The 13322-nt window shown below is 41.6% G+C and carries 12 protein-coding genes and 1 pseudogene; 4 read left to right on the forward strand and 9 right to left on the reverse strand.

Features of this window, described 5'->3' with window-relative positions; translation table 11 throughout:
• Window positions 1-9: 9 nt before the first annotated feature.
• Together VB775_RS10895 and VB775_RS10900 are read left to right on the forward strand one after the other, a co-directional pair.
• Window positions 10-3273, forward strand: coding sequence for a CHAT domain-containing protein (locus tag VB775_RS10895; RefSeq protein WP_281005559.1), 3264 nt, complete (start codon window positions 10-12; stop codon window positions 3271-3273).
• Window positions 3274-3380: 107 nt separating this feature from the next.
• A complete protein-coding gene (locus VB775_RS10900; RefSeq protein WP_281005560.1) occupies window positions 3381-4325 on the forward strand; it encodes a trypsin-like serine peptidase in 945 nt (314 codons plus the stop codon).
• 46 nt (window positions 4326-4371) lie between these two features.
• Here VB775_RS10900 and VB775_RS10905 read toward each other — a convergent pair whose 3' ends face one another.
• The 4 genes from VB775_RS10905 to VB775_RS10920 all read right to left on the reverse strand — a co-directional run bounded on the left by VB775_RS10905 (window position 4372) and on the right by VB775_RS10920 (window position 10075).
• Complete coding sequence (locus VB775_RS10905; protein WP_281005561.1) at window positions 4372-5589, reverse strand: M20 metallopeptidase family protein; 1218 nt, start codon at window positions 5587-5589, stop codon at window positions 4372-4374.
• Window positions 5590-5729: 140 nt separating this feature from the next.
• Window positions 5730-6374, reverse strand: a complete 645-nt coding sequence (locus tag VB775_RS10910) for a type I restriction endonuclease (protein ID WP_281005562.1) — start codon at window positions 6372-6374, stop codon at window positions 5730-5732.
• Window positions 6375-6784: 410 nt separating this feature from the next.
• Window positions 6785-7819 carry an adenosylcobinamide-phosphate synthase CbiB gene (cbiB, locus tag VB775_RS10915; protein ID WP_407072988.1) on the reverse strand — a complete coding sequence of 345 codons (1035 nt, stop codon included), beginning with the start codon at window positions 7817-7819 and terminating at the stop codon, window positions 6785-6787.
• Between the two features lie 87 nt (window positions 7820-7906).
• Window positions 7907-10075 (reverse strand): NACHT domain-containing protein, encoded by a 2169-nt coding sequence (locus VB775_RS10920; protein WP_281005564.1) that lies wholly within the window; start codon window positions 10073-10075, stop codon window positions 7907-7909.
• 213 nt (window positions 10076-10288) lie between these two features.
• Here VB775_RS10920 and VB775_RS10925 point away from each other — a divergent pair.
• Window positions 10289-10429, forward strand: a pseudogene (locus tag VB775_RS10925) (IS982 family transposase); the annotation flags it as partial.
• The gene (locus tag VB775_RS10930; RefSeq protein WP_407072932.1) at window positions 10416-10604 is read left to right on the forward strand and encodes a type II toxin-antitoxin system RelE family toxin; all 189 of its coding nucleotides are present in this window, start codon (window positions 10416-10418) and stop codon (window positions 10602-10604) included. The pseudogene VB775_RS10925 and the gene VB775_RS10930, both read left to right, overlap by 14 nt.
• A gap of 381 nt (window positions 10605-10985) precedes the next feature.
• Here VB775_RS10930 and VB775_RS10935 read toward each other — a convergent pair whose 3' ends face one another.
• From VB775_RS10935 to VB775_RS10955, 5 genes are all read right to left on the reverse strand, one after another.
• Window positions 10986-11156 carry a hypothetical protein gene (locus VB775_RS10935; protein WP_323216791.1) on the reverse strand — a complete coding sequence of 57 codons (171 nt, stop codon included), beginning with the start codon at window positions 11154-11156 and terminating at the stop codon, window positions 10986-10988.
• 117 nt (window positions 11157-11273) lie between these two features.
• Window positions 11274-11498, reverse strand: coding sequence for a type II toxin-antitoxin system HicA family toxin (locus tag VB775_RS10940; protein ID WP_281005566.1), 225 nt, complete (start codon window positions 11496-11498; stop codon window positions 11274-11276).
• The gene (locus tag VB775_RS10945) at window positions 11495-11710 is read right to left on the reverse strand and encodes a type II toxin-antitoxin system HicB family antitoxin (protein WP_281005567.1); all 216 of its coding nucleotides are present in this window, start codon (window positions 11708-11710) and stop codon (window positions 11495-11497) included. The genes VB775_RS10940 and VB775_RS10945 overlap by 4 nt, the downstream gene beginning before the upstream one ends.
• A 139-nt stretch (window positions 11711-11849) precedes the next feature.
• A complete protein-coding gene (gene rnc / locus VB775_RS10950) occupies window positions 11850-12533 on the reverse strand; it encodes a ribonuclease III (protein WP_281005568.1) in 684 nt (227 codons plus the stop codon).
• Window positions 12534-12618: 85 nt separating this feature from the next.
• On the reverse strand, window positions 12619-12891 hold the full coding sequence (locus tag VB775_RS10955) for an HNH endonuclease (RefSeq protein WP_281005569.1): 273 nt from the start codon (window positions 12889-12891) through the stop codon (window positions 12619-12621).
• Between the last annotated feature and the right edge of the window lie 431 nt (window positions 12892-13322).

The following is a 13322-nucleotide window of genomic DNA, read 5'->3' on the forward strand; positions in this document are numbered from 1 at the left end:
GGAACGTTTATGGCTTCGCGGTTTTATGCGTTGGTGTTTGTGGCTCTGACTGGAGTTTTGGGCATGGTGTCGCCGCCTGATTTAGCTTTGATGACGGTGCTGGCGCAAACAGCAGAGGAGCGCAAGGCGGAAGAAGATCGAGTCTTAAAGTCATGTCGCGATAATTTGAATGCTCAAAAGTTTCAAGAGGGATTATTGGCTTGTCAGGCGGCGTTAGAGGATTTCAAAAAAACTGATAACTTGAGGGGACAGGGACTTACTCTTAACAATATCGGTGTTGCCTATAACGCTCTCAATCAATATCAAAAAGCGATTGATAATTTACAACAAGCTTTAAAGATCGTAAGGGAAGTCAAAGATCAACGAATTGAAAGACTAGCTGTTGGCAATCTGGCAACTAGCTACGAAAAGCTGGGTAACTTTGACAAAGCGATCGAGTTCCATCTGCAAAGCTTAGCTATTACGAGAGAACTCAAAGACCGTAGCGGTGAGGGAAATGCGCTGGGGAATTTGGGAAACGCTTACTATGATCTCGACAAATATGACAAAGTGATCGAGTTCCAACTGCAAAGATTAGCTATTACAAGAGAACTCAAAGACCGTAGCGGTGAGGGAAATGCGCTGGGGGATTTGGGAAACGCTTACCTAGCCCTCGGCAAATATGACAAAGCGATCGAGTTCCATTTGCAAGACTTAGCGATCACGCGGGAAATCAAAGACCGTCGCAGTGAGGGACAGTCGCTGGGAAATCTGGGAGTCGCTTACGATTACCTCGGCAAATATGACAAAGCGATCGAGTTCCATCTGCAAAGTTTAGAAATCAAGCGGAAAATCAAAGACCGTCTCGGTGAGGGAAATTCACTAGGAAATCTGGGAAGCGCTTACCTAGCCCTCGGCAAATATGACAAAGCGATCGAGTTCCATCTGCAAAGATTAGCGATCGCGCGGGAAATCAAAGACCGTCGTGGTGAGGGGCGGTCGCTCGGAAATCTAGGACTCGCTTACGATTTACTCGGCAAATATGACAAAGCGATCGAGTTTCATCTGCAAAGCATAGAAATCAGGCGGGAAATTAAAGACCGTAGCGGTGAGGGAAATGCACTGGGAAATCTGGGAGTCGCTTACCGAAACCTCGGCAAATATGACAAATCAATCGAGTTACATCTGCAAAGCTTAGAGATCGCGAGGGAAATCAAAAACCGTCAAGGCGAGGGAAATGCGCTAGGAAGTCTTGGAATCGCTTACTATTCCCTTGGCAAATATGACAAAGCGATCGAGTTACATCTGCAAAGCTTAGAGATCGCGAGAGAAATCAAAAACCGTCAAGGTGAGGGAAATGCGCTGGGAGGGCTGGGAAACGCATACTATTCCCTTAGCAAATACGACAAAGCGATTGAGAACTATCTAGAATGGTTAGCAATTGCGCGGGAAACCAAAGACCGTCGCAGTGAGGGAACTGCGCTCGGAAATCTTGGAGTCGCTTACGATTCCCTCGGCAAATATGACAAAGTGATCGAATTCCAAATGCAATGGTTAGCGATCGCACAGGAAATCAAAGACCGTCGCAGTGAGGGAACGGCGCTGAATAATTTAGCCGTTGCCTACGGAAAACTAAATCGCGATCGCGAAGCGATGATTTATTATCAGCAAGCATTGAGCATTGCTAGAGAAATTGGCGATCGAGGGAGTGAAGGTTTAACTCTCGCAAATTTAGGAGATGTATTATCCAAAGCCAAACGACCCGAACTAGCGATTCTCTTTTACAAACAATCGATCAATGTCCGCGAAGCCATCCGCAAAGACATCAGCAAACTCGATAAGGACATCCAAAAATCCTACTTAGCCACAGTCGAATCTACCTACCGCAACCTCGCCGATCTCCTGCTCAAAGAAGACCGCATCCTCGAATCACAACAAGTCCTCGACCTCCTCAAAGTCCAAGAACTCAGCGACTACTTTAAAACTGTGCGCGGCAACAACCAAACCTCCCAAGGAGTCGATCTGCAACGTCCCGAACAAAACATTATTGCCCTTGCCACCGAACTCAACCAACTGCAACAAAAAGACCGAGAAGGCAAACTAGACCAAACAGAAGCACAACGCCTTGCCCAACTTGTCCGAGCCGAACGCGACCAAAATAAACAATTTAACTCCTTCCTCGATAGCCCCGAAATCAAGAAGCTCATCACCGAACTGCGCCGCGTTGAAGACAATCAAAACGTTGACGTAGCTAAGTATCGCAAATTACAAAAAGATCTTCTTTCGCAATTTCCTAAAGCTGTCCTTCTCTATCCCCTCATTCTCGAAGATCGCCTAGAGCTAGTTATCCTCAACGCCAACACCCCACCACTGCGGCGCACCGTCAACATCAAACGCGAAGATCTTAATGAAGCAATAATTACCTTATTGATCGAACTAAGAGACAAAACCCTATCACCCGAAGTCAAGGAAAACTCACAGAAGCTTTATAACATCCTGATCAAGCCCTTTGAAGCTGAACTTGCCCAACTTAACATCGACACGATTATCTATGCCCCAGACGGACAACTGCGCTATATTCCCCTTGGCAGTCTCCATGACGGTAAACAATGGCTAGTCGAGAAATATCGGATTAATAACATCACCGCCGAATCCTTGACCGCCTTTAACAGCAAACCTATAACCAATCCGCGCATCTTTGCAGGTGCATTTGGAGGCAAAGGTGGCGAAATTCGTGCAGGTTTTAGCGGATTACCCGCAACTATCAACGAAGTCCAAAAAATTGCTAGCCAATTTCCAAACACCACCAAACTCATTGAAAAGGAATTTACCAAGAGCATTACTGAAGACAGAGCAAACTCCTATACGATTTTGCATTTAGCTACCCACGGAAAGCTAGCAGTCGGTACACCCGAAGATTCTTTTATTCTGTTTGGCAATGGCGAAAAAGTAACTATTAGCGAACTTAAGGACTGGAATTTAAGCAATATAGATCTAGTGGTGCTAAGTGCCTGTCAGACAGCATTGGGTAGCAAGTTAGGCACAGGAATTGAGGTCTTAGGTTTGGGCTATCAAATGCAAGCGGCAGGTGCGAGAGTGGCGATCGCCTCACTGTGGGAAGTTAGTGACGATGGAACCCAAGCACTGATGGAAGCATTTTATGCCGAATTAAAAAAAGGCAATGTCACGGTAACAGAAGCATTGCGCCGCGCTCAAGTGACCATGATCAAGTCTGGTAAATACAATCATCCCTTCTACTGGTCAGCATTTTTTGCGATCGGGAATGGGTTGTAATAAGAAAACATCTAAAAATTGTTGCAAATTCTGTAACCGCTATAGTAATCGTTTAACCTTGATCGTAATCTAGTGAAAATCTAATCTTAAAACTGAAAGAGAAAGCTATGCCAGTCAAAACGTGGAAAGCTCTAATCGGATTTGTACTTGGGATCGCGATCGCCTCTTTAAGCGGGATCATCATACAGAGTCCATCGGAGGCGCAATCGCTGGAGGATTTACTAACGCAAGAGGCGATCGCCCCTGCCCAGATTAATCAGACGCAAACCCTGAACACCGATCCTAACGGCTTTGTTCCTAGACTATTGCGCCAATCGGATCAGCCTAGTTCTAATCGTGGCGTGATCGGAGCAGACCAGCGCCAACCCATGATGAGCCGAGATTATCCTTGGTCTACCGTGGGTAAGGTTATAGGACTGACTGATAAAAATGAAAAATATGCTTGCACAGGAACCTTGATTGGAGATTACCATGTGTTAACCAATTCTCACTGTGTTTATGATCGGGGCAAGTTAGCCAAGAAAATGATCTTTTTACCCAACTTAATCAATGGAAGGCTACGAAGGAAGACAGACTATGCCGTGGTAAAAGAAGTTTTTGCAGGAACTAAGAATTCAGAAAACAACTCAGCAGACGATTGGGCGATCTTGCTCCTGAATAAGCCCTTGGGTGAGAAATATGGATATCTAAGATGGAAATCACTTTCTCTCTCAGTGTTGCAAGACTACAAAAAGAAACTATTTGTAACAGGTTATTCTGTTGATTATCCCGATCCAAAACGCTATGCTGACTTGCAAGCAGGTAAGGGCGAGACGGCTGGAGTCCATATTGGCTGTAGTGTAGTCGGCGAATTGGATGGTATGTTTGTGCATGATTGCGACACCAACTCTGGGGCTTCTGGTTCCGCACTGATTGGCAAGATTGATGGTGCTTATCATATTGTCGGACTCCATGCGGCTGGGCTGAAATCGCGTACAGGTAAAGGAATTGAAAACTATGCGGTACAGATTAGTAGGATTGAGGCAGAGTTAAAGAAACGGATGGGTAAGTAGGAAATGTGCGTGATTTACAGAGCCAAGCGCTGTAGACAATTGCCGACTAGCCCAAAAACTTCTCGACACAACGAGCAAAAATCTCTACTCCAGTCGCGAGAACCGTCTCATCGAAATTGAAACGGGGGTGGTGGTGAGGATAGGCTAAACCCTTGTCAGGATTTGCTGAACCAAGAAAGAAATAGCAGCCAGCGACAGCTTCCAAAAAGAAAGAGACATCTTCACCGCCCATCGTTTGACATTCGGGAACAATTCCTGCGGGAGTTTCGATGACGGTTTCGGCAACAGAGCGAACTAACTCAGCGATCGCATAATCATTAATTACAGGTGGATAGAGCTTGGTATAGTCCAATTCGTAAGTAGCACCATGAGCCGCACAAACTCCAGCGATCGCCTCTTCCAAACGTAATACTAACTTTGCGCCAACTTCAGGATTAAAAAACCTCACAGTGCCACTAATCATGGCGGAATCAGCAATAATATTTGTGGCGGAACCTGCGTGAAATTCACCGATGCTGATGACGGCGGATTCGAGAGGGCTAACATTGCGGGACACGATGCTATGAATGGTATTTACCACTTGCGCCGCGACTAAAATCGAATCAATAGTTTGATGGGGAAGTGCGCCATGTCCACCCCGTCCCATAATTTTGCAATAAAAGTATTCCGTTGCCGCCATTAATGCACCACTTCGCACGCCGACCGTACCAAGGGGCAAATTATTCCATAGATGCAACCCAATCACAGCATCAACTTTAGGGTTTTCGAGTACTCCCGCCTCGATCATCGGTTTTGCACCCCCTGGTCCCTCTTCGGCAGGCTGGAAAATAATTTTCACCGTGCCGCTAAAATCGGCGCGATGTTCCCAGAGATATTTTGCTGTACCCAAGGCGATCGCCGTATGTCCGTCATGACCGCAAGCGTGCATCAGCCCGTCAATTTGCGATTTATAACTAATGATATTTTCTTCTTGAATTGGTAGCGCATCCATATCGGCACGGATTGCTAAAACCTTGTTGCCGCCTTTTTTGGTTCCTGCGATCGTGGCGACAATGCCTGTTTGGGCTATGCCTGTTTGGTGTGGAATACCCCATGCAGTTAATTTTTCAGCGATCGCATTAGCTGTACGCTTTTCTTTAAACCCAAGCTCAGGAAAGCGATGAAAGTCTCTCCGCCATTGAATAAGACTAGATTTCAGATCGAGAATATCGGCACGAATCTTGAAGTTAGTATGGGTGGGTGAGGCGGTGGTAGCAAAAGTCATGATCTTGTAGGGCGATCGCTATATAGGCAAAATTACTATCTCCAATATAACAATCTCAGCTTTACCATTCATCTCAAGGTGTGAAAACTGCGATCGCGGTGGATGTTGTCAAAATTCTGACGCTTTTTCTATTTGATTAATCAAGGTGCAATCATTTTGGCAATGCGGCGCAAAATTTGTAATACAGTCGGAAGATGATCGTCTGGGGGCGAAATAGAAAATAGAGAAGATGGAGCATATTGTGGTGGTTCGGTAGGTAAATTGGGATGATTTAGTTTCAAAAAGCGATATTCGCCACCATTAGTAATTAATCCGAAAGTGGTTTTGGGTGAGTTAGGGCTTGCCAGCATATAGGCAAGGGCTTGAGGTAAAGCTTTGTGCAAGGAAAAGCTACTGCTCTTGGACTCGATGACTATTACCCACAGACTTTGTTGGATTACGAGAATATCAATGCGTCCTCGATAGACGGTTTCACCATCATTGGTGGTTATTTCGATGGATTCTTCATCAGCGATTGCAAATTGAGAGCTATAAAATCCTGCAAGATCGAGTAATGGGGACAAAATCGCCATTTTAATGATGTTTTCTGAAACCACAGATCGCCGACTAATGCGTTCATAAAGTTCTGCGATCCGTTGCAAATCTTCGCGATCGCTTTCTGTTAGATTTGGCAGATCCTGTTGCCATTCTAAAAAGAAGTTGCGATCGTCATTCCGCTGTAAGAGAAAGTCTTGCTCTAGTCTCTCAAGGCTTGTTTCTTCAGAAATTCGGAGAAGTTGAACCATAGTTTTAATTTTCCTTATTAGGATTTTATTACAGATTTTTAGTTGACAGAAATATCTGTTTTATCTTCAACACATCCAACTAACCCAAGTTCAGTAAATGTTCTGTTGTCAGGCATGAGTTTTGCGACTGCTATTTACCGTGTTTAATATTGCTAGCGTTTACAAGATAAATTCCTTATTTAACTAGACCAATAGTTAAAAAGCTGAACTGGCAAATCTTGAGATTTTGGTTTAGGTTGTGGGAGGTTTTGAGAATTATAGATCGCCTGATGAATTATTGAGTAAGTTAGCAATGCGATCGCCTATAGATTCATTAATTCAAAAAATGATAGGGTGGCAAAGCATTACTCCATGAGATCTGCCAATGGGAATGTTGCTCTTCCCACGATCGCAATGTATCTTTTAATGATCTACTTAAAAAAGATGACTAGACCTATTGTGAAGCTGAGCCACAGCAAAAAACAGATACTGGTTAGTTTGAGAGCCTGTGAAATCTTAGGTGCAGCGATCGCCTCAATTGCATCTCCCAATAAAGGCTTTTGTTTGACAAGTCCCCGATAGCGATTTTCGCCGCCTAGCTGTACTTGTAAGATTGCCGCATAGACACATTCGCTCCATCCTGAATTGGGGCTAGGGTCTTGCTTCGCATCACGTTGACAGATTTGCCAAACATAAATCGGCTTGCCTGATAGCAAAGCTAAAGTAAGCACCGTGAGCCGACATGGCAACCAAGTAAGCACATCATCGGTTTTGGCGCTGAACCAACCGAGATCGGAATAGGGTAATTCCCGATAGCCCACCATTGAGTCAAGAGTGCTAGATGCTTTGTAGGCGATCGCGAGGGCTACACCGCCATAATCAAACAATACCGAACCAATCAAGGCATAAAACAATGGCGAAGTAACAGCATCGATCGCATTTTCGGTCACAGTTTCTAGCACCGCCCGTAAAATTTCTAATTCTGTCAAATCGGCTGTGTCACGCCCCACATAACGACTCAACTCTTGGCGAGCATTTTCAATATTTCCCGTTTGTAAGACTGCTAATACCGACTCGGCAGCATCACGAAGACTCCGCCCCGCAAAACAAGCGGCGAGTAAGATGCTAGAAACTGCGATCGCCAAAAGAGGATGGACTTTTGATGCAGCCATGGCGATCGACCAGCCAACAACTCCACTTCCTAAAATCATGCTCATCCCTAAAATTACGCCTAAGATCTTCATGGTTATTGGCTCAAAGCGAGGAATGCGGGTGTTCGTAACAGGATCTTGAATCAGCACCAAATTAGTAAACCGCGATATTAACCATCCCATCACCTGTACAGGATGCAACCAATCAAAAGGATCACCAATTAAGCGATCAAGGCTAGCTGCCAAGACTAAAATCAGCAAATTTACATTTATTCCATTTAGATGTAAATCTAAAAATGGATTCAAAGCGATCATCATTAGTTTGAGAATAGAAGTTGCTCAGTTCAAAGTCCAATTATTGTTGAGATAGATTTTGCTCACCTCAACAATAATGATTTCTATTTAATTTGTGATTCTTAACATCCGTGATTCAATCTCTTGCCAAGTTTTGCGGGAAATAGCGATCGCCTCGTTTTTACATCGCACCATTAACAAATTTGCATAGAGATAGTTCTCTAAATTTGTGATTTCTTGATATGAAAGCTGATTGGAATCCAATGGAAGATATAGAGTTTGCAACCAAGTGCGGCTAATCTGATTGCGAAACTGTAATCGCACATCAAAGGGTTGATCATAGCTAGGGGCTTGGGTATGCAACTCATTCAATTTTTCACTCAAAGCTCTAAAGTTAATTTGGCTTGGGTCATAGTCAATCTTAATCAAAGACTGTTCTAAGTTAGAACAAAGTTGCATTGCCAAATCAAGTTCTGTGGAACTATCAAAATCTAGAGCTTGAGCAAGACTCAGTGAGAGTTCTGCCTCAAAAATCTTGTCAAAATTTAGGGGTGAATCAAACATCCCATAGAGGTTACGAGCCAAGAATAGCATTCTTGTCAAACTTAGAGCGGGTGCAAGCTCCGTCAAAAAACGTGGGCGAGCAAGAAACAAAGTCGCAATTCGTTTGGATATGTTCTTTAAGTCACCTGAAGAGTTAACAGCTACTTTCTCCAACCAAATTAGCAGATTAGTTAGTTTCGATGCATTAATATATTGAGCAGCCTGAAACTCTATATCAATTAATAGCTCCTCTACATTACCGCTCATCATTCCTGCAAGGAAAAGGAAAACATTTTGCCAATGGCGATCGTGAAGATGATTAACAACTAAATTTTTAGTTTGATTATGTTTATGTATATATAGAGCGACAAAATATTCTTGAAAATTAATATGGGTAAAGCTAAAACTAGCTCCACTTTCAGAATTAATAATTTTACAAATTCCAATTTTCTTCAAAATCTTGAACACAAAATCAGTGGATAGTTCTTGAAGATCTTGAAAATAGTTAGTGAGCATGTCTTCTATATAAACTGTCACAACCTCTAAAGGTAATGTTAGCTTGCAGATTTCAAAGCCTCTGTAGGCAATTTCAGCCAGTATTAGTTCCAAAACAACAACGCTAAGACTGCTGCAATCCTCGATATTATCTAGCTGTTGATTAAGTAACTGCTCTTCAATTAGTAACTGAATGCTTTTTTGATAAAGTCCACTAACATTACTGGGTAAACTATAACGGCGATCGCACAGTAGGCAGAGCAGGGATAAACTCAACGGTGATTTTGCTAGTTCCCTAGCGATCGTATTGACCTGCAAAATCTCCCAACACCTTTGAGCCATTGCCGAGGCATTGTTATTAGCTTCATCGTGAGAAGACTCATTCTTAAAAGCTTGGTTGAGCGTAAACCACCTATGAATATATTCCTGCACATGTAGATCTCCCCAAGGCTGAAGTTCAACTTCTAGAAATTGACCAAAACTATTTTCATAGGAATCTAAACGACTAGAAACAATATAGCGATTACGTGGATAGGCGGTTACAAATTCTTTGATCAGATGGGAAAGTTGGTTATGAGATAGAGCGGACTCATTGAGTCCATCAATCAGAATTATTAACTTGCCCTGTTCTAACATCCATAGCGCTAGTTCTTGTGGAGTGGGAAACCCACATTTCTCAAACTCTTCTGCGATCGCCTGTAATAGAGTATCGGTATCACGATAGAATTTATGGGGCTGTAAAAACACAGGTACAACATCGTGCTTGTAACGACCCTTAGGATAGCGTAAAGCTTCAGATCCAATATGTTTTAGATAAGTTGTTTTACCAGAAGCAGGTAGCCCCAATACCATGAGATATTCTTCTTCATTGGCAATATTCAAACCCAACAAATTATGACCTTTACAAGAAGAGCTTCTCTGGAGATCGCGAGTAAAGGCTTCCTCTAGATCATCCACTGATTCAAAACTACGAATGGAAGTATAGGCTTGAAGTTTTTGGGTAATATAAATTGAAGTTAAAGAAGTAGATCTTTGAGTGCCCATTACTTGAATAGCAGTATAAGATTCTACATAATTTTTGATATAACGAAGCACAGCCTTGGAAATCGCATGATTAAAATATACTTGGTCGATTTCATCCCTACGCTCATTTTTATTGTTAATAAATTCTGACAATAATGTTTCAAATCTATTGACAACTTCACGAATGCTTTGCTCTTGTTTTGTATCTACTGCCATTCTAAAATGCGCTCAAATAACGCCCAAACAACATAATTGTATATTAACGTCAGTTCGACGGAGTAGACAAAAGCAAAAGAAAAGCTGAGACTAGTAGTCCGCCACTAGAACTTTGACTAGTTGGGGGTTATCGAAACGAGCTTTGCTCGTTTCGATAACCCCGCAAATTTCCTTTGGCAGTCTACATCGCCTTTCATGGGTCAGGATACAAAAGAGCATTCAAGACATCCCAGTTTTTTTAATTTTCTTGTCAACCTTTTAGCTGGGTTGGTTGCTTATACATATCGAGAGACTAAACCTGCTTTAGATCTTCTCTTCAAAGGCTTGCCTGCTCTTCATCATGCCATCTTTTAGTGCGTCGAACTCACGTTATGTTAAACAGCAAATTACACCTCTATCGCTTTTTGGCAATTTATCAAGCTTTTTTAAGCTGCGTGTTGGAGATTATCGAGTTATCTATGCGATCGCGCAATCACAAAAAAGTGTCATTATCCATCAGGTCAGACATTGCAGGGAAATTTACGATTAGATAAATGATCGCCTATTCCCCATCAAACAGCAATCATCCTTTACAACCCATAAATGCGATCGCCTTTTCCTTATATCAAACTGCGATCGCCCCACATCACCCACAAAACCCGATCAACTAAATCTCAAAACAAAACAGCGATCGCACTTTCAGTTCTTTTAAGTTTCGGTATCTGAGTTTGATTTAATGTAGATTCGGTTTTAGTGCGATGTAGAATTTCTATAGGTTTATTATTTTCGGTAAATTTAATAAGTTTTTCTTCTGCAATCTCAGAGTGTTGCTGCTCGTTAGAAAAAGTTGTTTCAGTTGGATTTAACGCCTTTAGCTCCCATCGATATTTTCGTCCTAAATGTGAAAAGCTAATAGACCATTCTACATCTTCTAAATTTGGACTTCGCCTTGAGCAACATTACAAATTAAATAAAGTGCTTTTAGAATTCTAGTTTTTCCAACGCCCGAACCACCAACTAACAGGTTTAAGTTATCAAAGCAAGTGTTCTCTAGATGCCAATTTTGGCTATTATTTCTAAAATTAAAACTATTGATTTTCATCTTGTTTACCACTTTGCTTATAGTTTGTTAGTGTACAGTTTGATGGCTCGCCTTTCTCAAAGCTATAGATTGATGGCGAACGCCAAAATCCTCGAGTCAATCAAACAGGAATTACACTTACAGCAAGTCTCTAAGCTCATCTCTTGTGATCTGACAATCTCTGAGAATTTGTGAAAGTAGTCCAGTTCCAATATCTTCACCTGAATGAACTGGAACTACTGTTCGTCTACCATCCTCATGAATAAGAATATGGTGACTACCTTTTACCCGCGCTATATCAAAGCCTATTTTCTGTAGAGCTTTGATTAGTTGGTTGCCTGTCAAACTTGGTAGCTTGCTCATACCTTTACTAAAATTTTCTGGATGCCTACAAATTCTGGAAATGGACTGTCTTGTTTCTCGAATTCTAAGCATAGTTCTGCTGCTTCTTGAATGCGTTCCATAAGAATATCAAGGGATTTTGCTTGGGTATGGCAGCCTCTCAAGTTGGGGATTGAGGCGACAAAGTACCCATCAGAGTCTTTTTCGATGACTACGTTAAATTCTCTAATCATTTTTGACTAACTCGCTTATCTTGATTTGCCCAAATTGCTTTTAGGTTATTGCCCTAGTTTACTATAGGTTAACGAACCATTGGCGATCGCCAAAATCCTCAAGTTAATCAAAACACCAATTGTTTTTGGAATTGAGTATTTAAAGCAATCCCCGCTTTTTCAGTTTTGCCAATGCATCAGCCGCAGCTTCTTTTTCTGCATCTTTCTTGTTACGACCTTTGCCTTCACCATAGATTTTGCCATTGACATAGACTTTAGCTAGGAATTCGGGAGCATGAGACATTCCGCCAATCTGCTCAGTTTCGTACTTGGGAGGAGTTGTCGCTCCATTTGCCTGCACGAATTCTTGAAGTTTATTTTTGGAATCTATACTGGAGCGAACAACCATGACATCTTTTGGTACAGAGTCAAATAGTTGTTCTATTAGAGGACGAAGTACATCAATATTCCGTTGATTATCCAAATAGTAAGCACCAACAACTGCTTCAAATGTACTACTCAGAATATTAGGATTGGTATAACCACCTTCTCTTTTTGCGCCTTCTCCCAAACGGATTCTAAAATCTAGTCCAACTTCAGTCGCAAATCGAGCAAGTTGTTTTTCATCCACAAGAGCAGAACGTCTTCGAGTCATTTCATCTTCTGCCATTTCAGGATTTTGTTCATATAGGTATTCGCCACTAATAAAATTGAGAATGGCATCACCAAGAAATTCTAATCTTTCATTATGTCCAGATTCATCAAAGTTTTCATTAACAAAAGAGCGATGAGTAAGCGCACGACGAAGTAATTTTTCGTCATTAAAAATCAAAAGTTTATGCATTTTTATTGAGTTTATTTGTTAGAAATATAATTGTTTAAATCAACTAAAACCTAAATATAAAATCTAGGTTTTAGTTACACAAAAGTTATTTGCCAGAGTTGTTCAAAGACGAACTTTTGTACCTTTGCTCAGGTGGAAATAAGCTGTTACCGCGTGAGATATTACATTTGCGGCAAGTAAGGCGTAAATTTTCTGGATTGTTTGATCCACCTTTACTTGAAGGACGCAAGTGATCAAGGGTAAGTTGCTCAAATGGGAAATCTTGCCGACACCAGAAACAAGACAGACCAAAGCCCCAATCATTTGCAAGTAGATGTTTTCTGGCATTTTTTTGTTTTTTGCTCATTTGCTTAGGCATTTCAAAGAACTCCGTTAAATAGTGGTTTAACAGACTTGAAATATCAAATTGTCAAATATACAGAAATTTCACTTTTGGATAGCGCATTTCCTTAGAATAATTGACTGTAAACGTCTTAAGCATAATACCTATGTCCCTCAGTTCAGTGCATACTTCAGTATGTTGAACCAGTACCTTTGCTAGAAGTACAATGTCTGCTCTACAATCAGTGCTGAGTCAAAATAATGAGGCTGCACAAAACTGAGAAACTTAGGTGTTATGTATAAGACGAAAATCAAATAGTTGATATTTGTTTGTCTTAAACCAGAAGTGTTGAATGATAGAAAAAAGCTAGAAAAACACGCTTCTAATTTGATAAATTAGAAGCGTCAAAACAAAAAATAATGTTAACAATGTTATCTAACTTCCCTAAGATTGTCAAACAACTACTC

The sequence above is a fragment of the Pseudanabaena sp. CCNP1317 genome, assembly GCF_034931345.1.
Classification (GTDB): Bacteria; Cyanobacteriota; Cyanobacteriia; order Pseudanabaenales; family Pseudanabaenaceae; genus Pseudanabaena; species Pseudanabaena galeata.